We start from the raw sequence: 26,145 nt of genomic DNA, 5'->3' as shown, positions 1-26,145 counted from the left end.
AAAGGTTTAGTGACATGAACGTAAAGAAACAAAAAATTCATCCCGATGTCCTACAAAAAATGATACAAATACTTCAGAACCATTTTGCAACAGATTTAGAAATAAGCTCATTTGATTTTTTAAGTGAAGCAGAACGTCGAAATATTTTGGTCCGTATCAAGCTGCACAGCAAATCAAACTCTGTGCCTAAAAGCATCATTTTCAAACAATCTCTACCTGAAGTGTCCGATCAAGATGACAAAGAAGCTATCGCTCGATTTGCTCGTGATTGGGCTGGTCTAGAATTTGCAAATAAAATTCATCAGAGCATCCATAATGTTCCTTACTTTTATGGTGGTAATAAAGAGTATCGATTTATTCTTATTGAAGATTTAGGGGCGCCACATATCAGTTTAGTTGACTCATTAACACGACGCTGCCGGGAAAATGCGATTTTGTCCTTGAGTCGCTTTATGAGGGCATTAGGTAGCTTCCATGCTTCAGGCTTTGGTAAAACCGTACTATATGAAACGATTTTAAAGAAAATTGATGAGAACACTGAAACGCTACAAGAGAGTATTGGTTTTACACAAACTGATTTACTTAAAAAACTGCAAGATGCTAATAGTAAACTCAATCTATCTTTAACCGTAGAATGCATTAGTGAAGCCAAATCTGTAATTAATTCGTTACTCACACCAGGTCCATTTACTGTGCTAACCCATGGTGATATTTGTCCAGATAATGTTTTCGATCATGAAGGGGCTCGTGATTTACAGCTCATTGATTTTGAATGGGGGGCTGTTCGGAATGCTCTACTGGATGGTACTTATCTGCGAATGTGTATGCCTACCTGTTGGTGTGCAAAGTCCATACCTGAAGAAGTCATTATTGCGTTAGAGATTACTTATAGAGAAGAACTCAAACAAACCATTCCAGCAGCATCAGATGATGTCGCCTATGCCAAAGCATATACAGAAGCCTGTGGTTTTTGGTTATTACAACAAACGCTCCCTTTCCTTGATTCAACTTTTGAAAAAGACAGACTAGGTCCTTCAGGTCCTGTTCCAGAGGATTCATTGTGGAAGGCTGAAGAAAATTGGGTACGACCGAGAGTTTTATCGCGTTTACAAGCATTTATTCATATTGCATCCAGAAACAATTTATTGCCTCACTTAAGAAAAATGGCAGAAGACATGCTCTTTGAAATCAAACAACTCTGGACTGATGCAAAACTCTTAGAATTCTACCCTGCCTTTAAAACATCAATTGCAAATCAAAAATTTTATATTAGAGCTTATGAACAGGGAGATGAGGCAGAAATTTATCAACTCTTTTATGATACCGTCCATTATGTCAACTGTAGGGATTATAACAAAGAACAACTCGATGTATGGGCACCAAAAAATCCCGATCTATCCCAATGGATAAAATCTCTAGCTGAAAACTATACCTTTGTTGCCATTGATAAGAAAAATGGCAAAATCCTTGGATTTTCCGACTTAGAAAAAAACGGTTATCTCAATCGAGGTTATGTGCATAAAGACTATCAAAATCAAGGTATTGGTAAAGCATTGTTAGAAGTTCGCGAACATTTAGCCATAGCATTAGGAATTCCAAAACTCTTCGCTGACGTTAGCATTACCGCCAAAGCATTTTTCGAACATTGTGGGTATCTTACTGAAGCGAAACAAAATAAGGAGTTGTATGGTATTCAATTTAGAAACTATCGTATGATAAAAATATTAACCTTTGAGTAACCAATCGGCACAATGGTTAATGAATGGAGTCTGTGCAAATGATTGATTGAGCAAGACTCAGAGAGCGGTCATTAATTTCAATAACCCTAGATACTTTAAATTGATTTTTTGTTATGTTTAGTAGGACAATTACTTAGGGCACACAATCATAAGATTGCCAGTGCCTTTAGATTTTCTTTTAAATACGAGAATAGAATACTATGGAACGGTTAAAGTCCTATTTTCTCAAAGACACTACCTTGAGAACTGAAATCATTGCGGGAATTACCACTTTTTTAACCATGGTATATATCGCCTTCATTAATCCAAGCATACTTCATGATGCTGGGATGGATCAGGGAGCAGTCTTTACAGCCACTTGTCTGATTACTGCTTTCGCTTGTCTCATTGCAGGAATATTTGCCAACACTCCTATAGGCATTGCGCCTGGTATGGCATTAAATATTTTCTTTTCTTATACGGTAGTTCAAGGCATGGGAATACCTTGGCAACAAGCCTTAGCCATTGTATTTCTTTCAGGTGTCTTATTTTTTATAATGTCACTTACCAGTCTGAGACGTCTTTTAATCGAAGCAATTCCCCATAATTTACAAATTGCTATCTTAATAGGAATCAGTTTATTAATTGCTTTAATTACCTTGCAAAACAATCAAATTATTATTGAGGATCAGCACAATTTAATGCGTCTTGGTGAACTCAATCGTCCGGAAAGCGGCTTATTTTTCTTAGGTTTTTTACTCATATTGATTTTAGATTATTTTCAAATTCCAGGAGCAATAATTCTTGGAATACTCAGTATTTCTCTCTTAAGTTTATTGCTGGGTTTATCGACCTGGCAAGGATTAATTTCCATGCCCCCTTCCATGGAGCCTACTTTTTTAAAACTTGATTTTTCTGGCCTAAATACCGCTCTTGCTTTAAAAGCCACATTTACCTTTTTTTTAATTGCTGTGTTCGATGCTACTGGGACGTTGATTGGTTTATTAAATCCATCTGTATTTAAACAACAAGAAAATTATTCAAAACGTCTTAGCAATTGTTTAACTGCAGATGCAGCTGCTTCTGCTGTAGCAGGATTATTAGGCTCTGCGAGTACCTCTCCCTATATCGAGTCTGCTGCAGGAATTGAAGCCGGTGGACGCGGCGGAATAACAGCTATAGTGATTGCTATCGGATTTCTTCTTATGTTGTTTTTCTCACCATTGGCACGGATGATTCCTAACTATGCAGTAGGTCCCGCCCTTTTGTATGTGGCTTGCTGTATGATGAAACATCTCACCGATATGAAGTTGCATGATGTCAGTGAAACCGCTCCATGTATGGTAACGATTATGATGATCCCTTTTACTGCTTCTATTGCTGATGGAATTGGTGGAGGTATTATTCTATATACTTTATTAAAGCTTTTAACACGACAAAAAATTAATCTTTTACTCTTATTATTAAGTATTGTTTTTATAATATTTTTCCTAGTAAGTTAAGCCTAGATTCAATGACTCAGTTCACAAGTCAAAATTATTTCACAAGGAATTTTCGCATGTCCATGAAGTGCTCCGTATTTATTGCCACAACTGTGGATGGATTTATCGCTCGAGAGAATGGCTCTATTGATTGGCTTAACCACTTTAATACTCTAGTGCCCCCAGGTGAAGATGGCGGTTATCAATCATTTATTTCTACAGTCGATGGATTGGTTATGGGAAGAAACTCCTTTGAACAGGTCCTATCATTTGATGAATGGCCATATGGGGATCTTCCCGTAGTGGTCCTGAGTAGCAAAACAATAAATATTCCCAGACATTTGCAAAAATGCGTTTCTTTATCTGCTGAAAAACCATCCGTCCTTGTTGAACGCTTGGCAGAAAAAGGAATAAAACATCTTTATATTGATGGAGGAATCACCATTCAAAGATTTATTTCTGAAAATTTGATTGATGAATTAACAATTACATTAATTCCTATACTACTTGGTTCTGGGCGTTCATTATTTGGTCCGCTAAAACAGGATATCGATCTCGAATTGATGGAAACGAAAAATATAGGTTGTGGAATTGTTCAATTGAAATATCAGGTCGTGACTAAAAAAGTTTGAATAATAAAGTAGCACCTCTATAGGATTGTTGACGCAGTAATCGGGTTCGTGTAGAAAAGTTATTGACTGGACTTTTTGCATCAGTCCAATTGATGTTGTATGTAATCACCACAAAACCTATTCATCTGGAGATTATCATGACAAAATTTTTTGATAAGAAAACTAAAACGTTGTTTATTACCGGAGGAAAAACTGCCGTAACGGATCTATCAGACAATCCGTTAATTCAATTACCTGATCCTGAAGAAATGCCTCCAACTCCTCAACTTCACAGACAAAATGCGTCAGCAGGAAAATATTTTCAAAGGCATTATATAAGCGCATTAGGAGAAGAATATCACGGCAATTTTGATTTAAAGCATCCAACTAATAAGGATCTGGAAGAAGTTCAAGATACAATTTATTGCCCTTAATCCCCCAAAAATAAAATTTCTACAAAGCCTTCTGCATAATGAAATCGAATAAAAGTCGAAGGCTACTCTCTGCCATTCCAGTTAAAGGTTCAGGAAAATCATATACATTTACCAAACCATCTGTTTATAATGCGTTAAGATGATATTTAAAATGTACAACTGTGCATTATCATCTAGGACACGAATTAATAAATAAAATCGATTTCTTTTATTTAGCGAGGACGAACATATGAAAAGAACAGGACATCAGCACCACAATCACCAACATAATCATCCAACAACTACCCAGCCGCAAACTGTAGTGGTTGTTACGCCTCCATTGCAAGGTGCACACCCTAACGGGTTCTTTCAACCACATTTTCATGCCCATCCCCCGTACCCACAAGTACAACATTTACATCAACAGCCACACGTTCATCATCATGATCACGAGACTCAGACAAATACGCATCATCACTTCTAACAAAAATACCCGGATTAACCTCATGGAATCCGGGTCGAAACTACAATGTTTATAATGTAAACCCATCTATTAATTATGTCTAATAGTGGATGCACTTGTTATAGTGAGCGCACTTGTTAATGATTCTTTACCTTGTGATGGTTTTTCAGCCCTAAAAAATGTAAGGTTTGAAGGATTTGTTCTAGCATACACAGGGGCTCGACTTTCTTCCTGTCCTACCACATCTCCTGAAGGAGTATTTTTTAATATAGCTTCCACTTGATCATTAAATTGTTCTAATCCAATTACATTATCGGATGATAACAATGAATCCAGGCTCATTAGCTGCAATCCATCAATCGTTTCATCTTCTTTTCCATATGAAATATAGCTTTCAGCATACTGATCCTGCGAGGCAGTTTGTTCCTCAATTTGCATGCATTGTGGAAGTTCAGATAATGATTCTTCTAAGGATTGCCCGGAGGGTGTATTCTCCTCAGCGATAAAAAGAGAACTATCCTCATCATCAGAGTCCTCAAGTACAAGGGGTTCTATAATTTTGTCTAATGCTTCACCTTTGGTAAATCCAACAATCGAGATACGATGCCATCTTGAATCAGTGATTCCATTAGAAGGAATTAATTTTGTGTTGCAATGAAAATATTTATCAAAATCCCATAACAATATATCCCCCTCTTTTAAATCAAAATATATGCCTTCAAAATAAGACTGAGAGTCATTTGCCAAAATACCCTTCACACCTGGAAAAAAGGTGTATGCCCCTTCATAAGCTCGTTGAAGCTCACCCTGCTCACCAATATTAGGGGGGTTAATAATAAAGAGGGGATTTAGACAGTGGATAGGGAACTTATTGCTGTCCAAGTGAGCCCTGGTTTGTTTGTCATAATTTGCTTCGGCCGACAAAAGATATCTCGAACCTTTGAGGGTAAAATAAGATGCATAATTCATCATCCGACAGCGGGTTGCATACTCAACTGGAGCACATTCTGCATAGAGCTTTTCAACCACTCTAAAAAGAGGCGCTAACCCTTCTTCAATTTCGAATTTGGCCTCTGAAAATTGAGTAGGTCTAATTCTTCCTGTTTTCTTTCCTAGCACACCAAACGGAGCTGAACGGATGCTTGCGTGAATGTTTTCTTTATTTTGCTTTTTTGTAACAGCTTCTTCTGAAGATACAGCGCCCATCCTACTTAACTGTGTTTCGTTTATCGAAGAAAGTTCTTTACGAAATTTATCCGCTATCATCTCGGGTTGAATCGCACCAATACGATATACACCTATTAATCTTCCTTTGTTATCATAAAAATTAGTATCTTGAGTAATTTTCATGGAATTAGGAAAAGGTTCATCAAACCTATCATTTATTTTAACTGTTTTTAGAGGATTATCGTGCAATACTAATGTAGCAATCTTAGTCCCATCAGGAGTTCTATCCTGAGGTCTTTCCGCAGGAAGTTCAACTTGAAGCATAGGTGTTCGCATAACAAGATTATCAAAAGGCTTCTTGCGTTTAATAAGAGCGTAACTCGAATTGATAGCCGATTTTAATCTTTTTATTTCTGCTTTTTCTAAATTTAAACCCAATTTTTGCAAATGATAAATTAGGATTTCACCTAAATTTTCTCCTGATTTACGTTGTAAATAAATGCTGTACATCAAATGATGCTGATATAAATAAATTAAATTCTGGGCAGCCATTGAGGGAGACGTTTTTATATAGGGAGTAATTTCTTTAGAAACAAATTCTCGTCTTGATAGTTCATTTTGGTAGAGCGCTGATCGTTTCAGACTATGGTCGCTTTTTTTTACAGTAAAAGGAAAACTGACATGATGGCTATAGATAAATTTATTTCTAAGCTCATCAGGATATTTTGCTTTAATTTCTTTTTTTAAATCCGATCGCCGTCCTATAGACGATATGTGCTTCATTGAAATCTGTTGATTATAACGCTCATTTCTTTGCATCATTTCACGTTGCACTTGATAATATTCTTCAGGATTGCCTTCCGCCATTTGTTTAATATATTTATTTAAAAAAGGTGAGATTAATTTTCGTTCTATTTTAGCTGACTTTGATTTAATTCGATTTATCGTCATAGCCTGAGGAATTTCTTTTTCTTTTCCTTTCTCTTCTGGAGTATGCTTTTTCTCTGTATGAGGATGTGTCGTTTTAGATCTTTTAATTAAACCAGAAGTGTCTTGTGGTTTCATCGTGGGTTGGGGGATGAACCGCTCTCCGTTTCCAATATCTGTTCTGGGATCAACTATTTCGGAGTGCTTTCTTTTTTTCACAGGAATAATATTGATGATAGCTGTGTTTGACGGGGTTATTGTTGAGATTGTTGCCATTGGTGTATCAGGATCATTAACAGATGTTTGCATCGTATCCATCCTGATAATCTCATTTCCAATAGAAAGTATTTTCTGACATTCCCCAAGACAATGCGCAATAAATGCTGGATCTGCAGTGGCCTTAATATCATCTAGAATGGAATAAAATTTTCCCTGAAGGGAACGAATAAGATTGAAATCCGGACCATATTTTATTGTATTTTCATCAAATTTTTGTTGCATGTGTTAAGCTCCTTTGTTGTTTAAAATATTTGAATGCTCTAACGGGGCGGAAGTATTATCAAGAAAGACAAAAAAAGTCGAACTATTTTTACGCTAGTCAGTATAAAATCTGTAAGCAAAGAGAATACGATGCACAATCGAGATTCGTGACAAAAATCAACATATTCTAGATTTTTTTACCAATTAAGATAATCTTGAAGCAGAATTGCAAAATGCTTCAAAATACATTCAGATACTCGCCAAAAAAGCTATGGTAAGTTTATAAATTTAGTTATTATGTTATTTACCTAAGATTTTACGATTTTTTGATGCGCTCGATAGTCATTATAATTTTAACATTTATTTGCTCAGCATTAACTTATGCAAACGAAATTAATATTTCCACGACCACTAAAAATGGGAATACTACTTTTTATCTGCAAGCTGGCGCATTTAATTTGGAAAAAGATGCAAAGCAACGTCAAAAAGAATTATCTGCACTGGTCACCGAACCTGTTGAAATTAAGAATCTATCCGATAAAAAACTTTATTTGATACAAATAGGACCAATTAGCGATTACCTCACAGCACGAGAATTACAAAATAAGCTATCCCAAAAGATCAGTTCAAAGAAAAATGAGCCCAACGAGAATCAATATCCTTACATAAACCAATCCACTCCGCCTGAAAGCTCCAGTAATCCAATTGAAACTCCGCCAATAAATGGCAAACTATGGAATTTAAGGAATGCTGATATTAGAGCGGTTATCGCTGAGGTGTCACGAGTTACTGGTAAAAATTTTGTCATTGACCCCCGAGTGCAAGGGAAAATATCAATCGTATCGGCAACACCAATGAACAATAACGAGCTTTATCAAGTATTTCTTTCAGTCTTACAAGTCTCAGGCTATGCTGCAATACCCAGTGGTGCAATCATTAAAATTATTCCCAATATTGATGCGAAAACACAATCTCCTGATCTTTTAAGCGGCATAAAACAACCTCCTAGAGGCGATGACATGATGGTGGCTGTAGTCCCTGTTCATTATGTTCCATCAGAGCAATTAGTTCCGGTTTTACGCCCCTTAATGCCACAATGGAGTAGCATTTCTGCTTACGCTCCTTCAAATATGCTTATTTTATCAGGTAGAGCAAATAACATTCGTAGTCTTGCAGACATCATAAAGCAAGTGGATAACTCATCTGCAAATGGCATTGATATAGTTCATTTAAGACACTCATTAGCAATGGATATTGCTGCCACCTTAAAAGATCTTGTTAAAACCCAGCCCAACATGGGGGGGACACGCACTCAACTCACTGTAGCGGCAGATGACCGCTCCAATTCTCTATTAGTCAGCGGCTCTAAAACCGACAGAATACGCCTTAGAATGTTGATATTAAAGTTAGATAGGGAAAGTTCCGAAGGCCTTAACTCGAACACGCAGGTAGTTTATCTAAATTACCTTAGAGCTGAAGACTTGGTCCCCATCCTGGCCGGAATTGCCCAGGCAAATTTTAGTGGGAATGTTGGAACAACCATTGGTACCATTACTCGCCCTATTTTGGATAGTACTAATCCCGCTTCCAATCTTGCCAGTAACTCAAATATACAAGGCTCTACCACCACTTCTACTTCTCTTTACTCAACCGGATCAGGTGGCGGTGGGGGTGGTTCTTCATTAACTGCCTCAGGAGCTACTGCAAATACTACGACTACCACGACACAAAATGAAGGAACAACCAAACCCTCAGTACAAATTATTGCTGAACCCAATACGAACTCTATCATCCTTAATGCGCCAGCATCGGTAATCCGTATTCTGAAAAGGGTAATTGCCCAACTGGACATCAAACCAGCCCAATTACTAATTGAAGCGTTAGTTGCCGAAATTAATCAATCGGATGTTAATGACTTAGGTATTGAATGGGGAAGTGATCAACAAACAGGAAGGCCTGACACCTTTAGACCAGGATTTGCTATAATTAACAGCAGTACAAGACTTGATGATTTTCAAGCACAAATATATGCTTTAGCCAGAGAAAATAAAGCGAATATTTTATCAACACCTTCAGTTGTAGTTCTTGATAACCGCCAAGCTAAGATATTAGTGGGTAAACAGGTTTCGATAGCGTCCACCACTCAACCCGCAAATGCCGGAGGTACAACAAATAATGGGGTCCCATTTACCACATTTGATCGGGTCAATGTTGCATTACATCTCTATGTCAGACCCCAAATTACACGCGGAAATGGAATCCAACTGCAAATTGATCAAGGAAATGACACGTTGGATCCCCCCGTTGTTGCACCAAACTCAACCACACCGACATTTAGAATTAGTAGTATCGTTACCTCGGTTCATGTTGAGAGTGGTGATATAGTTGTTTTAGGAGGTTTGACGCAAGATAGTTTAGGTAATGACAATAATCGTTTACCTGTTTTGGGAGATATACCGGGTGTGGGTCGTTTATTCAAACGAAATATAAATTCTCGGGAAAAACGAGTACTTATGGTCTTCATAAAGCCAATTATTTTGCGTAATGAACGAGAAAATATGCTTATGACCAGTCAAAAATACAATAATGTACGCCAATTCGAACTGGATTGGTTAAAATCGCAAGATGCTTTTGTACAAAGCAATAACGCAACGGTATTACCCGCTTTGAAACGCGCCGAATTACCAAAACCGTTTAATCGTCCACCTTTGTTAGTCACGAAATAAACCATGGACAGCGAAGAAAAATTACTAAAAATCCCCTACAGTTTTGCAAAAAACCATGGGATTGTTGTTGCCAATGAAAAGAGTGACAACCAAGCTCTCGTTTATCATTTACCCAATACTTCATTGCAATCTCTTGCCGAAATAAAACGTTTATTACAATGTGAATTTACTTTAAAACAGGTTGATGAATCAGCGTTTCAACAACATTTAGCTCATGTGTATCAATCAAAATCATCCATACTCGAAGCTGCTGGAGGTATGGAGGAAGATATGGATCTTTCACTACTAGCGAGTCAATTGCCAGTCAGTGAAGACCTATTGGAAAATCAAGATGATGCACCAATAATTCGCTTATTGAATGCATTGTTTACTCAAGCAATTAAACAAAAAGCATCTGATATTCATATTGAAACTTATGAAGATAGAGTACTGGTACGTAATCGAATTGACGGCGTTTTACATGAAGTTTTAGAGATTCAGCGCGCTATCGCTCCTTTAGTTATATCTAGGGTCAAAGTGATGGCTAAACTAGATATCGCAGAAAAGCGTATTCCACAAGATGGCCGTATTTCTCTACGTATTGGTGGGCATAATATTGACGTCAGGGTATCAACCCTCCCCTCTAATCATGGTGAGCGCGTGGTATTAAGGATTTTAGACAAACAAGCGGCTCAATTGGATTTAAACCTGTTGGGAATGCCTAAATCCACAGTCAAAAGTATGCGAAAAATGATCGCAGAGCCACATGGCATTATTTTAGTTACTGGGCCCACCGGCTCCGGAAAAACTACTTCCCTATATGCTATGTTAACTGAATTAAATCAAGTCACACGTAATATTCTAACTATTGAAGATCCTATAGAATATGATCTGGAGGGTATTGGTCAGACCCAGGTTAATACCAAAGTTCAAATGACCTTTGCTAAAGGGTTAAGGGCAATTCTAAGGCAAGATCCGGATGTAGTTATGATTGGAGAAATTCGTGACCTGGAAACTGCAGAAATTGCAGTTCAAGCCAGTCTTACAGGACACTTAGTACTATCCACCTTACATACCAATAGCGCACTCGGAGCCCTGACTCGTTTGCGTGATATGGGAGTGGAATCTTTTCTTCTATCCTCAAGTATTGTGGGACTTATTGCCCAGCGTCTCGTTAGAAGATTATGCCCTCAATGCAAAACTCCCCATCAATTACGAGATGATGAAAAGGAACTTATGGGGCTTACAGCAGACACAGATATCTCAAAAGTTTTTGAGCCTAAAGGTTGTGACTTCTGCAATCACTTAGGCTATAAAGGAAGAACAGGAATTTATGAGCTCATTACGGTCGATGAAGTACTTAGAGGAATGATTCATCGACAGGAAAATTCACAGACAATGGAAAATTATTTACGGCCCACCACACCCAGTATTCGAGATGATGGATTTAAAAGAGTTCTTGCCGGTGATACATCCCTTGCAGAAATTCTTCGAGTAACCACCCAAAATTAATCCTTAAGAGCGTTATAATTTAAATCACTGCCTAATAGCTCATTATACTTCCTAAAACTTTATAGTAAGTACACTCGAGCTATAAAACTTTAGATACTAGAACGAAGTTTGTTAAGTACTAGATATGCTAGGAACTTTCCACCTATTAAACACCATAAAATTCCTTTGAAAATCAAACGTTAATGGTTACTATATAAGGTAGCTTAGAAGCCTGCCAACAGCTTATGTTAATATGGAATTAAAGTTTACTTTTAAAGATGTCTTGGAAAATAAAATGGGATTATTATGCGGCTTTGGATCAGAGGATTTATTTTTTTTAGTTTATATCCATTAGTATCCTGTACTATTTCGCTACCGCATCAAAGCCAGATTAAAAATATAAAAACAGTTCCAAGCATGAAGCACTCCATTGAAAAAAGTTTACAAAAAAAAGAAATTTTCTCTAGAGGTAATTGGCCAAATAACCACTGGTGGTTATCTTATAATACCCCGGAACTCAATGTGCTAGTAACAGGAGCTTTAGCAAATAACCCTTCCATTCATGAAATCAAAAAGCGTATTGAAGTTGCTCAGCAGCAAGCCATCGTTACCCGTTCATTATTATCACCTTTAGTTTTTTTTAATGCCCATGAAAATCGACAATATGTCAGTGAAAACGGTTTATATCGTGCATTCAATCATAACTTTCCTTTAAACGTTAGACTCTTAGATCTTTCGCTTTCGTTTACTTATGAGTTTGATTTTTGGGGAAAAAACCGTAATCTTTTTTATGCTGCATTAGGAGAAGCAAAAGTTCGAGAGGCTGAAGCTGCAGAGGTTGAGTTAATTACTAGCACTGCACTGGCTCAAACTTTTTTTGCCTATAAAACAAATCTAATTAGAAAAAAATTATTTTCCCAACTCATCGAAGTACGACAAAAAATAGCTAAATTACAAAACTTAATGGTACGAAAGGGACTTTCGTCGAAATTGCCCGCATTAGAAACCTCAGAGAAATTACTCGAATCCCAAAAATTACTTTCAAGTATTACCGAAGAATTAACTGCCAACAAACATTTAATCAATATATTAGCTGGCCGTGGACCAGACGAACACCTATCAATTAAACCCACATTACCCTCATTACCTAAAACACTAAATATCCCCAAAATACTCCCATTGGATTTTTTAGCTCGAAGGCCTGATCTAATGGCACAAATATGGCGAGCTAAAGCTTTAGCCTACAGAGCAGGGGCAGCAATGGCAGAATATTATCCTGATATTAACCTCGCTGGTCTGATTGGGCTGGAAAGCACAAGTTGGAGAAAGTTCTTTGATTTATCGAGTGGGACGGCAGCAATTAGACCTGCTTTACAATTACCTATTTTCACGGCAGGTGCAATAAAAGCAAACATCAATGCGACTAAGGCACAATTTGATGCAGCAATCGAAGCATACAATAGTTTACTCTTATTCAGTACCCAAGAAGTACTTGATGTATTGGCTTTCGCTGAGAATATCTATCAACAAAAAATAGAACAAAAACAAGTTGTAGAGTATGCAAAACAACGTTATCAATTAAGTTCCCTGCGTCAAAAAAAAGGCTTGGATAGTTTATTTGATCTTTACTTTTTACAAGAAGAAGTGATTCAAAAAGAACTTGTAGATGTTACTCTACTTTATAACCAGTACTTAGCCTCTATAAAATTAACCAGAGCTTTGGGAGGAGGCTACTATCAAAATACGATTCCGTTGGTGAACAACTCATGAAAGAACGATCCGCCTCTTTTTATTTTACAGTCATTCTTATTGTTCTATTTATTTTCTTTTTTGTGTATTGGCTTATTGTATGGAGCCGGCAAGTTTATACCAATGATGCTTACGTACAAGGGAATCAGGTCTATATCAAATCGTTACGCCCAGGATTTGTTACAGGGATCTATACTGACGATAGTTTTCTGGTAAGAAAAGGACAGCTCCTTATTACATTAAATGAAACCGATTCACATATCGCTTTGGAAAAAGCGAAAAAGAAACTTGCCAGTACGGTACGTGATATATCCCAGGCATTTCATGATGTGTTTATACTGGCAGCAGACATTGAAATGAGAAAAGCACAACTTTTAAAAGCACAACAAAACCTTAAACATCGCCGTGATCTCATTGGGGCTAAAGGTGTTTCTTTAGAGGATTATCAAAATGCACAAGATGATCTAAAGGCTTCCATCGCTTCATTAAAAAGCACTCAAAATAAATATCAAAAAATGCTCGCCTTCGTACAAGGCACATCCATAACCGAGCATCCATCGGTGCAGGCAGTGGCGCAAGAAGTACGTGATGCATGGGTCCAATTATATCGAACTAAAATTTATGCGCCCGTAGATGGATTGGTAGCACAAAGAACAATTCAAGTCGGGATGTGGATTTCACCAAAAGAACCACTTATGTCTATTATCCCTCTCGATCAAATATGGGTAAATGCTAATTATAAAGAAACCCAACTGAACAAAGTGCGCATTGGACAAAACGTTAAGATAACTTCTGATCTTTACGGTTCTGGGGTGGTATTTCATGGAAAAATTGTGGGTTTACCAGGAGGGGCAGGTAATGTTTTTTCACTATTACCCCCCGAAAACCTTTCAGGGAACTGGATTAAAATCGTTCAAAGGTTACCTGTTAGGATTGCTCTAGTACAAGATGAATTAATAAAACATCCTCTGCGAATCGGCCTTTCTTTGGAGGTTACGACAGATCTCTCTGATCAAAATGGCCCCTTAGTGCCCACCACAACCTCAGACTCCCCCCTTTATGTTACTGATATTTTCCAAAAAGAAGAGATAGGCAATGAAAAGTTAATCGCTGAAATTATTAAGAGTAATTTGGACCCTAATCTTAGGCACTATGCAAAATCCCCCCTCATCATAAATAAAATCAACCTAAAAGAGATGAAAAAATAATGATTCTCTATATCTTACTTTTATCACTTGCCGCAGTAATCTTTAATCTTACTTTACCCATAATGGCAGGTTTATATATTGTGAGTGATCTGGGTGGCAGTTCTTATATGACTTCGTATACAGTCAGTTTTTTCTGCATTGGAAATCTTCTAGGAGTACCTTTAGGAAAACCCGCCGTAACATGCTTAAGTCCTATTCAGCTTTTTGTTGTCTGTTTCAGTCTTACTGCATTTTGTTCATGGGGATGTGCTACAGCGGAGGATTTCTTTACGTTTATCTTATTCAGATTTTTAGAAGGGTTTGCTTCAGGACCGATGTTTCTTCTGATCGCATGTACGCTTATCCCTTTGCTCTCCCCTAATAAAGATAAAGTCTATATTGTCTCCTTGGTTTTAATGTGTCTTTCAATAATCCCTGTAATCGGCGCTTCATATGGTGCCTGGATTGCGTACAACTACCATTGGCGATTCCTTTTTTTCTCAAACATACCTTTATGTATTTTTTTAATTTTGTATGTTGGTTTTGGATATAGAAGATATCATGAGCCTGTAAAAAAGATATATTTTGATAAAATTGGATATTTTTACTATTGCATCAGCATGGTGTTTATTGGAACCGCTTTAACTACTGGCCAAGAGTTAGATTGGTTTCGCTCTTCTTTAATTACTTTTTTATTGATTTTCGGTGTAATCAGTCTTGTATTCTTTATTTTACGCAGCTGGTCAGCTCAGCATCCTGTCATTGATTTAAAATTACTTAAAAATTTTTATTTTTGCTTTGCAATGATTTATATCGCCCTATTTTTCGGACTCTATTTTGGAATGGTTATCTTATTGTCTTTGTGGTTAAAACTTTATGTTAATTATACTCCTGATTGGATCGCGCTGATCATAGGAACAATGGCATTTTGTGGATGGATTCCAGTACTTATCAATAAAAGAAAATATGAGCCATTTTATCCTTTATTCATTGCTTTACTGTTCTTTGCCTTATCCTGTTTTTATACTGCCTACTTTAATGTGGATATAGATTTTAATCGCATTGCATTTTCACGAGGTTTAGCAGGTATAGGCCTAGCATTATTTTTATCTCCCCTCTTTCATTTATCAGTAGCCACTTGTCATGAAACAAAGTTCGCTGAATGCCTTTGCTTGTTTCATATTTCACGTTTGCTTGGAAGTGGGCTAGGAGTCTCTTTATTTCTTATTTTATGGCATAGACGCGAAGTTTTTTTTCATCTTCGATTAGGAAGCAGTCTGACTCCATTTTCCCATGAAACTCAAAATTTTTTACAACAAGCAAAACTATTCCATATTTCAGGAAAGCATGCTTTCGCTCAGTTAAATGAATACCTTACCCGTAAGTCTATTGCTTTGGCACTTGATGATTGTTTTTATCTTATGGGGTGTATGGCTCTTTTAATGCTTTTTGTATTGGTTTTCATTTACCTAATGCGTACAAAGAAACTTCACCCTCGTAGAGGCTTTATATTTAATCAGAGTAAAGAGGGAATCTAAAACAATTTTGGGACCTATCTTCAAATCGCTTAATCCTTCGGAACAATTAGAAAATTTTGTCCATTAATTACTCTTTTGAATTGATAGTTTATAGTTTTCACAAAATCCACATATTCCTGAAAGCTTAAATTTAATTCCTCCTCAAATAAATATTCATACTCAAAAACAATTGGCATTTTATGTTGCGCTATTGTTTTTACCGCCCCTTGCATTGCAAATAAATCTCCTCCTTGAATATCGATTTTTATAAAGCTAACTGGTTTTTCAAACTCAAGATCATCAATCACTAGGGATTTAACTGGTCGACCTTTCCCATGGACATAATCTATTCCATAAGAACCGTAGGTAGAGAATCGCTCAAAATCTTGTACAGGAAAAAATAGAATCTCATCACTACGATTATGGACTGCACAAAAATGACTTATTATATTTTGGGCATTTGCTGATATATTTTTAACCAATAAAGCATGAACGAAATCATCTGCTTCAAACGCATGTATGACACCTTCATCACCTACTAATTTAGAAAACAAAACTGCCATTTGACCAAAGTTAGAACCTATATCTAATACGGTAGTCCCTGGTTTAATATAAGACTTTGCCACGTCATAAATAGGCTTATCAAAAATGGTTCCAGCAATGATGGCATTCGCAATAATATCTTCATGTGCATCGGTTGGCAAAAAATAATTTCCGGTAGCAGTGATATGGTAGGTAAGACTATCCGTTTTTTGACTTTTCTTAACAACTGACTTTTTTATTGATTCTATTCTTTTTTGGAACTCACCACAGTGCCAAAATGAATTCAACATTTCAATTAAGGAATGATGCAAGGCATAATGATAATCCAATACTTCCATATTTTCCGGTTCACGTCCTAAAAAAATATGGTACATAGTACATATATCTTCTTTAGTAAAATCTTTCACTGTCTTTCCCTAGATCAGTGGAGCCCAGATCGTATCCCCGACCAAATTGAGTTAAAATTTGAAATCAATGACCTGGTTTCCGCTCACATGTTTAAAGCTAAAGAGAAGCTAACTCTAACTTGCTCCAGTAAAAATATTAGGAATTAATGTTAATTCCTCTGAAAAAAATGGACCGTCCATTAATCTTTCGGGCCATTTAAAAAGCATCACTGTAAGAATATTTCGATGTTCACCAAATATAAAATCTACTGAATTAGTGCGGGCAGGAATCATCTGATGTTGCGGGTTATACACTGTTTCTAAATGCTCCCTTATTTTTTTAATCCCTGGAGAGCCTTTTTTATTTAATAACAATAAACAAACCCCTACTTCAGCAATAACATCATTTTCAGCCCGCTCCATTATTTGTTCCATATTACGCTCAAAATAATCGCTAATCCAGAAAAAGGAATCGTCGTTAACAAAGTTTTGATAATAATGACTCGCCGCCGTTATGAAATGCGTCATTCCATAAAGTTTTGCTTCATATTCCCATTCAGATAGTTGACTATCCATAGAGTCTGGAAAAGTTTGCTGGAAAAGTTTGGTATAGGATTTTCTTAAATCAACAATATTTAAATCATATAAATAATAAACATAATTAACTAATTGAGCCCCATAAATTCTAATATTTTCCTCATTAACGATAAACTCCTCCAAGCGAGGGACTTGAGTTTTTAAAATGTCTATAACTGTATTTGTTTGTGGGAATAACGAAGAATTTTCCAAATGGTATGAAAAAATCTTATTAGTTGTCTCTAATAAATAAAGATAAAAAAACAAATCACCATATTCTGATATCTTTTTGATCCGTAGCTTATGCTTATGTGCAAGCTTTTCGTTAGCATCTAATAATAAATTCTTTGATTTTTGGAGAGTGAGCTCCGGTTGGTCAAGACCTGAAAATAGATATTGATATTTGTTGCTTAAAAAATACACATAATCGACAACAGAATTCAAATGCTTTTTGTCGCCTGTTATGCGGTACATTCGGATGGAAAAGTGTTCTTGTCTTACTATAGGCAATTTATCTAAATTGGTTTGATAATTATCTAAGATCGAATCAGCAATTTCTGCATAACTTACAGCAGAACAAAATAATATTAAACAAATTAAAAATTTCACAGGTACACTATACAAAAATAAGTTCCAAAAAAAGTCATTAAAAACAATCGGGGTGATTATAAAGTAATCAAGAGTTAATTCAAAATAGCAATTGGAAAGAGGTTCCCATCCGTTGGAACTTTATAATTTTGATGAACTATCGTGAAGCGAAACCTGGGAGTTCTATTTCATAATCCCCGGTTTCTCTATTTTGAACTCTAAACCTATTCGACTCGACGCCAAGTGGTTCCGTTAACCCCATCCTCTAGCTCAATGCCACGATGTAGTAAGTCTGCTCTTATCTGGTCAGCACGTTCCCAGTTCCGATCAGCACGTGCTTGAAGCCGCTCAGCAATTAATTGCTCTATTTCTACCCTATCCTCTTCAGCAAATCCAGACTGTAAAAACGAAGCAGGATCGGCCTGTAATAGCCCCATGATCCCAGCTAAATACTTCAATGTGGCCCCTAAAACAGCTGAGTTATTCTTATTTACTTCATGACTAAGTTGAAACAAAACAGATAATGCAACGGGGGTATTAAAGTCATCATTCATTGCCTGGTTAAATTCATTAATCCAATGATTATCTAATTCACCGTCAGCAATATCATGGATGTCTTTTATGGTTTGATACAAACGAGTTAGTGCTTTTTTTGCATTCCCCAAGTTTTCTTCAGAGTAATTCAATGAACTACGATAATGACTGCTTAGAAGAAAATAACGCACAACTTCAGGATGATGTTGGGCCAAAACATCAGCTATAGTGAAAAAATTACCCAATGATTTTGACATTTTTTCATTATTAACTTGCAACATTCCTACATGCAACCAGTAATTTGCAAATTGTTTTTCAGTAGCTGCTTCACTCTGAGCGATCTCGTTTTCATGATGAGGAAATTGTAAATCCAATCCTCCTCCATGAATGTCGAATTGCTCGCCTAGTTCACTCATAGCCATTGCAGAGCATTCAATATGCCAGCCTGGACGTCCTTCCCCCCACGGAGATGGCCAGCTAGGCTCACCTTGTTTTGCTTTTTTCCATAAAACAAAATCCAATGGAGAACGTTTTTCTTTCACAATTTCCACCCGCGCTCCAGCGACTAATCCCTCTAAATCCTTGTGGGATAATTTTCCATAGCCAGCGAATGAGTCGACTTGATAACATACATCACCATTATCACTGAGGTATGCATTTCCTTTCGCAAGCAATCGTTCAATTAATCGAATAATACTGTCTATATGTTCTGTAGCCCGAGGCTCTACATCCGGTGCTAAAATATTTAAAGCTTGTGTATCTTCATTCATTGCAGCAATATATTGAGCAGTCAGTTCATCTATTGGTATTGCACGCTCATGTGCACGGGCAATAATTTTGTCATCAATGTCCGTAATATTACGCACATACTTCACCTCATACCCTTGAGACCGCAAATAACGAACAATAACGTCAAAAGCTACCATAGAGCGAGCATGACCTATATGGCAATGATCATATACAGTAATGCCACAAACATAGATCCCAATTTTTCCCGGTGAAATGGAAACAAATGGTTCTTTTGTTCTAGTTAAAGAATTATATAAATGCAACATATCTGCCCCTCTAGCTTACCCTAGTTTTCCCCAAGTATCTTTCAAGTCAACGACACGATGAAATGTGCTTACACGTCCATCTTTTAATTCATTAACACCATAGTATCCTAATCGCTCAAACTGAAACACCTCACCAAGTTGCTGGTTTGCTAAAGCGGGTTCACAATAAGCTTGTTTTATTTGCAATGAATTATGGTTTAAAAATTGGAAAAAATCGTCCTCTCGACCTGGGTTTGGATCATTAAATAGACGGTCATATTCCAATACGGTCACAGGGTAAGCATGCGCACACGATACCCAATGGATGACGCCTTTTACTTTCCTATCTTCTGGATTTTTTCCTAAAGTTTTTTCATCATAGGTACAGCGCAATTCAATAATATTACCCTGTTCATCATAAATCACTTCATTACATTTAATTACATAAGCATGACGTAAACGAACTTCAGCTCCGGGAGATAAACGAAAGTATTTTTTAGGCGGCTCTTCCATAAAATCTGAACGTTCAATAAAAAGCTCTCGAGTAAACGGTAAATCACGACGCTCCGAATCGGGATCCTGCTGATTATAAGCGGGTTTTAGTATTTCTACCTTATCTTCAGGATAATTTTCTAAAACTACTTTTATAGGGTCCATAACGCATAAAGCTCTTTTCGCTGTTTTATTTAACTCGTCACGAACACATTCCTCGAGTATGGACATATCAATTACAGAATCACTACGTGATATTCCTATGACTTCACAAAACTGACGAATTGCAGCCGCTGGATAACCCCGTTTTCGCATTCCACGTATAGTAGGCATTCTTGGATCATCCCATCCATTGACAGCCTTTTGTTCAACCAGCTCACGTAATTTTCGCTTGGAAGTGACTGTGTGAGATAAATTTAACCGAGCAAACTCCGTTTGGACTGGTTTTGCAGGTAACGGCAAATTATCAACACACCAATCATATAGCGGTCGGTGATCTTGAAACTCTAAAGTACATAAAGAATGAGTAATTTTTTCTAAAGCATCAGAAATAGGATGTGCATAATCATACATCGGATAAATACACCATTCGTCACCTGTACGTTGATGATGTGCATGTCGGATGCGATAGATGACTGGATCACGCATATTTAGATTACCGGACTGCATATCAATTTTTGCTCTCAATACATGGGCACCATCAGGAAACTCCCCTGCCTTCATGCGTGCGAATAAATCCAAACTTTCTTCGATGGGTCGATTTCTGTATGGACTTTCCCGCCCAGGCACTTGTAAGGTCCCGCGATAAGCACGAATTTCTTCCATACTTAAACTATCTACATAAGCCAAATCTTTTTTAATGAGTAACACGGCAAAATCATACAACTCATGGTAGTAGTCTGAAGAATGTGTCATGTCATGCCATTCAAATCCTAACCAGCGTACATCATCAATAATAGCGTTGACATACTCTTCCTCTTCTTTAATTGGATTTGTATCATCAAAACGTAGGTAACAGATCCCACCAAACTCTTGTGCCAAACCAAAATTCAAACAAATCGATTTAGCATGCCCTACGTGCAAATATCCATTAGGTTCAGGAGGAAAACGAGTCACTACAGATTTATGTTTGCCACTCGCCAGTTCATCAGTAATCAGTTGTCTTATAAAATGAGCTCGTTTTTCAGTTAATTCTATCATTGGGATTTTTCCGTCACTGTTATTACTAAGTAGCTTCAGTAAAATAAGCTATAACTCGATTAAACTTATATACCGGTTATGGAACCGGATTCCTAGGGTACGCTTGGAAGTTCATTCAAGCTCACCCCATAATGCATTTTTTTACAACTCAATAAACTGGAACAAATTTAAAGTAGCCTTTGGTTACTATTTTAATTCTTATCCATTGCATGCCGCATAGAGTAAATTAAATCCGCTCCCGCTTCCAACATATCTTTGTTCAGGTTATAAGCTTCCAAAACTCGCGTAATCAGGGCAGCACCCACGATAACCCCATCTGCAAATCTTGCAACTTCTGCAGCCATTTCCGGTGTTTTAATGCCAAAACCTACCATTAATGGAAGCTTAGTTTGTGCTTTTCGGTGTTGATACTGTGCTTGTAACGAGGACAAATCCAACGTATCTGAACCGGTAACACCTTTTAAAGACACATAGTATAAATATCCTTTGGCGAATTGGTTTATTAATGACATTCGCTCATCTGAGGTCGTAGGAGAACAAAGAAAGATACTGTATAAACCATATTTTTGCCAGATCTTAGCTACTTCTCCACTTTCCTCTGGGGGTAAATCAACCAGGATTGTTCCATCCACCCCGGATTCTATTGCTTGTTGCGCAAAACGTTCATAACCAAAATGTTCAATAGGATTTAAATAACCCATTATAACAACGGGCGTCTCTTGATCCTGCAAGCGAAATTCTTTCACCATATTCAATACAGTCTGACAGTGCACGTCCTGAGCAAGCGCTCGTTCCATGGCTCTTTGAATAACTGGTCCTTCCGCCATAGGGTCAGAAAAAGGAATACCTAGTTCTAAAATATCAGCCCCGGCTCTAACTAGCTCATGCATAAGTTTCACCGTGATTTCAGGATAAGGATCTCCGGCAGTAATGTACGGGCTAAGCATTTTTTTATCATTAGCATTAAGGCGCATTAATGTTTTGTCGATTCGATTCATACGGTAATCCCATCAATTTGTGCCACAGTGTGCATATCCTTATCACCGCGACCTGATAAATTCACGATGATACTTTGATCCACTGACATCTTCTTGGCAAGTTTCATTGCATAAGCCACTGCATGACTGGACTCAAGAGCAGGAATAATTCCCTCAACCCGTGTTAAAGTACGAAAAGCATTCAATGCCTCATCATCATTAATTGCTTCATAAATTACACGCCCAGTATCTTTTAAATAAGCATGTTCAGGACCTACCCCAGGATAATCAAGACCAGCTGAGACCGAGTGAGTATCTTTAATTTGACCGTATTCATCACAGAGTAAATAAGTCCGGTTACCATGCAACACACCTGGTTTTCCGGCAATCAACGAGGCCGAGTGTTCTCCACTTTCTAAACCTTTTCCTCCTGCTTCAACTCCATAGATAGCAACGGTTGAGTCACTTAGGAAGGGATAAAATAAACCGATTGCATTAGAACCACCCCCTACGCAAGCAACTAAAGCATCGGGTAAACGTCCAGTTTTTTCCATAAATTGAGCTTTTGCTTCAATGCCAATAACCGATTGAAAATCTCTAACCATCTGCGGATAAGGATGAGGCCCGGCAACTGTCCCGATAATATAAAAAGTATCATCCACATGGCTAACCCAATCACGCATCGCTTCATTTAATGCATCTTTTAATGTTTGAGAGCCTGATGTAACTGGGACAACTTCCGCCCCTAACAATTTCATGCGATAAACATTGGATGACTGCCGCTTTATATCCTCAGCCCCCATATAGACCACACATTCCAAACCCAATTTAGCCGCTACTGTAGCAGAAGCCACCCCATGTTGACCGGCGCCTGTTTCGGCAATTACCCGAGTTTTTCCCATACGTGTAGCAAGTAGGGCTTGGCCTACTGTATTATTAATCTTGTGGGCTCCGGTATGGTTTAAATCCTCACGTTTTAAATAGATTTGTGCCCCTCCAATTTCCTTACTTAAGCGTTGTGCGTGATAAAGTGGATTGGGTCGTCCTACATAATCTTTTAATTCAGCATTCAACTCGGCTAAAAAATTGGGATCTTTCCGATATTTTGCATAAGCTTCTTCTAATTGCTTGAGTGCATACATCAAAGTATCTGCTACAAAAATACCACCATAAGGACCGAAGTGTCCGTGCTCGTCAGGAAGTTCTTTTTTGTTCATGTCTACCTTCATTAACTTCTAAAATATAGCCTGGGTGAAGCGCAGCGTAACCCGAGATCAGCGATCCAAATTTCCCAAGTTACGCTGCGCTTCACTCAGGTTACTATACTACCAATGTAACAATTTCTGCATAAATCGGCTCATTTTGTTATGATCTTTAATCCCAGGTGATACCTCAATACCACTGCACAGATCTACGGCATAAGGCTGACATGATTTAATTGCTTCGAGTACATTAAACTCATCCAATCCACCCGCCAATATATATGGTTTTTCTACCCTTTGTGGAATAATGTTCCAATCAAACGTACATCCAGTCCCACCCCGCGCATTCTTTGAAGGTGTATCTAACAATAGCGCCTTCGCCATTGCAAAATCCTGTGCGGCCTGATGAATATATGCTTCTGAATTACACTGTATGGCTTTAATAAAAGGCTTATTAAATTGAGCGCAAAACTCAGAAGATTCATCACCATGAAACTGCAATAATTGAATAGGTAATTCTTCTACTATTTGATGGACGAAATCTCGCTCAGGATTCACCAAAACAGCAACAGAGTCTATAAATGCAGGCACATCTTTTAATAAAGCTTTTGCTTTATCTATTGAAATGTGACGTGCACTTTTCGGGTAAAAAATCAAACCTATAGCATCAACCCCTAGATTAATCGCATGTGCGACATCTTGGCTACGCGTCATACCACACATTTTGACTCGTATTCGTGCCAAATTCATTATTTCTCCACAAGAAAAGAAGGCCCCGGATTATTCTGCAATATAGAAAATGTCTGAGGATAAGTCACTTGTACTAAATACAATCCATAAGCAGGTGCTGTTTCAGCACCTAGTCTTCTGTCTTTTGCTTGTAGTACTTCATTTACCCAAGATACAGGATGTTTTCCTGACCCTACTGCTATGAGTACACCAGCAATATTTCGTACCATATGATGTAAAAAAGCATTAGCAGTAATATCTATAATCACTAAATCACCAGAGCGACTAACCTGTAATTTATGGATATTTCGCATAGGCGTATTCGACTGACATTCAACAGAACGGAATGAAGTAAAATCATTCTCGCCTAACAAAACCTGGGCTGCTTGATGCATCAGGCGATGATCTAATTGCCGATATTGCCAAGTTATATTACTTCTAAATAAAGCGGGGCGAATGGCGCCATTATAAATAACATAACGATACCTTCTCGCTGTAGCAGAATATCTTGCATGAAATTCTTCGGTTAATTCTTTTCCCCATTTAACACAAATATCTTTGGGCAAAAAAGAGTTCACACCATGAATCCATGCACGAATACTGCGCACTTTATCACAGTCAAAATGAATAACTTGGTTGGTAGCATGTACCCCAGTATCTGTCCTACCTGCACACACTACAGAAATAGGGCCATCCGCTACCTTTGATAAAGCATGTTCTACGGCTTGTTGCACAGTATGCAAGCCTGTTTGTGCTTGCCAGCCATGATACTGGCTACCATCGTACTCAAGCACTAAGGCGATACGCATGAATATTCCTGATAAAAGGGTCAATTTATAATACAGTATATGTTTTGTCTATACCTTAATATAATTGATTTACAAGTTTATTAAATATTATAGTAATTTCTTTTGTCTCAATTCTGTTTTATTAATTAAAGATGTTGCTTAATATAAATTTACAGCTGTAATCCCTTTTACAAAGTGTGTTCGACTATTTTATTGATTTGATTCATTCAATTATGATACTTTCTCATGCCGCAATTAATTGGCGCCATTAATTTTGCATAACATTATAATCATTAATTGAGACCTATATATGAAAAGGAATTTATTTTACTTTGGCATTACTACTTTATTATTTGTCTGCCAAAGCCCCTCTTTCTCTAAAAATATCGATAATATACAAAATTCCTTACATCACTCCCTTTCCAATGCACAAGGTAGTTGGTTTATATCGCTTGGAGGCGGCGCACAATTTCCTGAATTAAATTCCCATACGAAAGTAAATAATGGATCTGGGTTTCCAGCTCCTTATAGTGCTGATCGTTATTCAATTAGGGATAATAATGGAGGAGTTGTTGCTGTATCTGCTGGCCGGCGTTGGCAAAATGAGAGTATCTGGTTCCCTTCTTATTCATTAAGCATCTTTTGGCAGTATTTTTTTACAACACATATTAGTGGCGAAATTACACAGTATTCTTTACCTCAATTTACAAATTACAAATATAATCTCGACTTTACTTCCAATCTCTTATTAGCCTCGGGAAAAATAAATGTAATGCGATATGGAATATTTTCACCGTTTATTAACGGAGGAATAGGTAGTTCTTTTAACAATGCTTCTAACTATAATGAATCAGCTTTCGCAGGAGTTACCCCCAGAGTTAGTCCTGAATTTAGAAACTCTAATACAAGTGAGTTCGCATACAATATAGGTGCCGGGGTGGATGTGCAACTCCTTCCCCAATTGTTTCTTTCAGTGGGGTATATTTTTCAGGATTTAGGGCCACTCGCCTCTGGTAACGGGGTTAATACTTGGACGGGGGAATCATTAACTCTGGGTTCCTATCGTACAAATGAAGTCCTAATTACAGCCACCTATCTTTTCGGTAAAGAAAAGAACTTTATTAAATGAAGAAATAAAGCATCGTCGCCTGGATTTCCGGGTTACTGCTGTGTCTGCAACTAGGCAA

Annotated in this window: 20 protein-coding genes; 11 read left to right on the top strand and 9 right to left on the bottom strand. The window is 37.4% G+C overall.

Annotated features, from left to right (window positions below; genetic code table 11):
- Positions 1 to 14: 14 nt before the first annotated feature.
- From HBNCFIEN_RS06935 to HBNCFIEN_RS06915, 5 genes are all read left to right on the top strand, one after another.
- Entirely contained in the window at positions 15 to 1,739 is a 1,725-nt protein-coding gene (locus tag HBNCFIEN_RS06935; protein ID WP_255464388.1) for a GNAT family N-acetyltransferase, read from the top strand.
- Between the two features lie 200 nt (positions 1,740 to 1,939).
- Positions 1,940 to 3,220, top strand: coding sequence for an NCS2 family permease (locus HBNCFIEN_RS06930; protein WP_182393330.1), 1,281 nt, complete (start codon positions 1,940 to 1,942; stop codon positions 3,218 to 3,220).
- Between the two features lie 56 nt (positions 3,221 to 3,276).
- On the top strand, positions 3,277 to 3,831 hold the full coding sequence (locus HBNCFIEN_RS06925) for a dihydrofolate reductase family protein (protein ID WP_182393329.1): 555 nt from the start codon (positions 3,277 to 3,279) through the stop codon (positions 3,829 to 3,831).
- Positions 3,832 to 3,968: 137 nt separating this feature from the next.
- On the top strand, positions 3,969 to 4,244 hold the full coding sequence (locus HBNCFIEN_RS06920; RefSeq protein ID WP_182393328.1) for a hypothetical protein: 276 nt from the start codon (positions 3,969 to 3,971) through the stop codon (positions 4,242 to 4,244).
- Positions 4,245 to 4,473: 229 nt separating this feature from the next.
- On the top strand, positions 4,474 to 4,707 hold the full coding sequence (locus HBNCFIEN_RS06915) for a hypothetical protein (protein WP_182393327.1): 234 nt from the start codon (positions 4,474 to 4,476) through the stop codon (positions 4,705 to 4,707).
- 69 nt (positions 4,708 to 4,776) lie between these two features.
- On the opposite strand, the gene HBNCFIEN_RS06910 is transcribed toward HBNCFIEN_RS06915, so the two are convergent.
- Positions 4,777 to 7,281, bottom strand: coding sequence for a hypothetical protein (locus HBNCFIEN_RS06910; protein WP_182393326.1), 2,505 nt, complete (start codon positions 7,279 to 7,281; stop codon positions 4,777 to 4,779).
- Positions 7,282 to 7,589: 308 nt separating this feature from the next.
- Here HBNCFIEN_RS06910 and lspD point away from each other — a divergent pair, with 308 nt between their 5' ends.
- The 5 genes from lspD to HBNCFIEN_RS06885 all read left to right on the top strand — a co-directional run bounded on the left by lspD (position 7,590) and on the right by HBNCFIEN_RS06885 (position 15,930).
- A complete protein-coding gene (gene lspD, locus HBNCFIEN_RS06905; protein WP_182393325.1) occupies positions 7,590 to 9,986 on the top strand; it encodes a GspD family T2SS secretin variant LspD in 2,397 nt (798 codons plus the stop codon).
- 3 nt (positions 9,987 to 9,989) lie between these two features.
- Positions 9,990 to 11,477: a GspE family T2SS ATPase variant LspE gene (gene lspE / locus HBNCFIEN_RS06900; protein WP_182393324.1), complete on the top strand. Its 1,488-nt coding sequence runs from the start codon at positions 9,990 to 9,992 to the stop codon at positions 11,475 to 11,477.
- A 285-nt stretch (positions 11,478 to 11,762) separates the two neighbouring features.
- Positions 11,763 to 13,226: an efflux transporter outer membrane subunit gene (locus HBNCFIEN_RS06895; protein ID WP_182393323.1), complete on the top strand. Its 1,464-nt coding sequence runs from the start codon at positions 11,763 to 11,765 to the stop codon at positions 13,224 to 13,226.
- Positions 13,223 to 14,413: an efflux RND transporter periplasmic adaptor subunit gene (locus HBNCFIEN_RS06890; protein ID WP_182393322.1), complete on the top strand. Its 1,191-nt coding sequence runs from the start codon at positions 13,223 to 13,225 to the stop codon at positions 14,411 to 14,413. Before HBNCFIEN_RS06895 ends, HBNCFIEN_RS06890 begins: the two co-directional genes overlap by 4 nt.
- Positions 14,413 to 15,930, top strand: coding sequence for an MFS transporter (locus HBNCFIEN_RS06885; RefSeq protein WP_182393321.1), 1,518 nt, complete (start codon positions 14,413 to 14,415; stop codon positions 15,928 to 15,930). The genes HBNCFIEN_RS06890 and HBNCFIEN_RS06885 overlap by 1 nt, the downstream gene beginning before the upstream one ends.
- Positions 15,931 to 15,959: 29 nt before the next feature.
- Here the strand turns inward: HBNCFIEN_RS06885 and HBNCFIEN_RS06880 are convergent, their stop codons facing one another.
- The 8 genes from HBNCFIEN_RS06880 to truA all read right to left on the bottom strand — a co-directional run bounded on the left by HBNCFIEN_RS06880 (position 15,960) and on the right by truA (position 24,979).
- On the bottom strand, positions 15,960 to 16,859 hold the full coding sequence (locus HBNCFIEN_RS06880; protein ID WP_182393320.1) for an FkbM family methyltransferase: 900 nt from the start codon (positions 16,857 to 16,859) through the stop codon (positions 15,960 to 15,962).
- A 114-nt stretch (positions 16,860 to 16,973) separates the two neighbouring features.
- Positions 16,974 to 18,023 carry a DUF3541 domain-containing protein gene (locus HBNCFIEN_RS06875; protein WP_182393319.1) on the bottom strand — a complete coding sequence of 350 codons (1,050 nt, stop codon included), beginning with the start codon at positions 18,021 to 18,023 and terminating at the stop codon, positions 16,974 to 16,976.
- 203 nt (positions 18,024 to 18,226) lie between these two features.
- On the bottom strand, positions 18,227 to 19,591 hold the full coding sequence (gene cysS / locus HBNCFIEN_RS06870; RefSeq protein WP_182393318.1) for a cysteine--tRNA ligase: 1,365 nt from the start codon (positions 19,589 to 19,591) through the stop codon (positions 18,227 to 18,229).
- A gap of 15 nt (positions 19,592 to 19,606) precedes the next feature.
- Positions 19,607 to 21,262 (bottom strand): glutamine--tRNA ligase/YqeY domain fusion protein, encoded by a 1,656-nt coding sequence (locus HBNCFIEN_RS06865; protein ID WP_182393317.1) that lies wholly within the window; start codon positions 21,260 to 21,262, stop codon positions 19,607 to 19,609.
- A 191-nt stretch (positions 21,263 to 21,453) separates the two neighbouring features.
- On the bottom strand, positions 21,454 to 22,260 hold the full coding sequence (trpA, locus tag HBNCFIEN_RS06860) for a tryptophan synthase subunit alpha (RefSeq protein ID WP_182393316.1): 807 nt from the start codon (positions 22,258 to 22,260) through the stop codon (positions 21,454 to 21,456).
- Positions 22,257 to 23,456 carry a tryptophan synthase subunit beta gene (trpB, locus tag HBNCFIEN_RS06855; RefSeq protein WP_182393315.1) on the bottom strand — a complete coding sequence of 400 codons (1,200 nt, stop codon included), beginning with the start codon at positions 23,454 to 23,456 and terminating at the stop codon, positions 22,257 to 22,259. The genes trpA and trpB overlap by 4 nt, the downstream gene beginning before the upstream one ends.
- Before the next feature lie 108 nt (positions 23,457 to 23,564).
- Positions 23,565 to 24,191 (bottom strand): phosphoribosylanthranilate isomerase, encoded by a 627-nt coding sequence (locus HBNCFIEN_RS06850; RefSeq protein ID WP_182393314.1) that lies wholly within the window; start codon positions 24,189 to 24,191, stop codon positions 23,565 to 23,567.
- A complete protein-coding gene (truA, locus tag HBNCFIEN_RS06845; RefSeq protein ID WP_182393313.1) occupies positions 24,191 to 24,979 on the bottom strand; it encodes a tRNA pseudouridine(38-40) synthase TruA in 789 nt (262 codons plus the stop codon). Before truA ends, HBNCFIEN_RS06850 begins: the two co-directional genes overlap by 1 nt.
- Before the next feature lie 289 nt (positions 24,980 to 25,268).
- On the opposite strand from truA, the gene HBNCFIEN_RS06840 reads away from it, so the two are divergent.
- Positions 25,269 to 26,087 carry an outer membrane protein gene (locus tag HBNCFIEN_RS06840; RefSeq protein ID WP_182393312.1) on the top strand — a complete coding sequence of 273 codons (819 nt, stop codon included), beginning with the start codon at positions 25,269 to 25,271 and terminating at the stop codon, positions 26,085 to 26,087.
- The last annotated feature ends 58 nt before the right edge of the window (positions 26,088 to 26,145 follow it).

Source organism: Legionella sp. PC997, from assembly GCF_014109825.1.
Classification (GTDB): domain Bacteria; phylum Pseudomonadota; class Gammaproteobacteria; order Legionellales; family Legionellaceae; genus Legionella.
The sequence above is the reverse complement of the archived record's forward strand: the minus strand, read 5'-3'. Positions and strand labels throughout refer to the sequence as shown.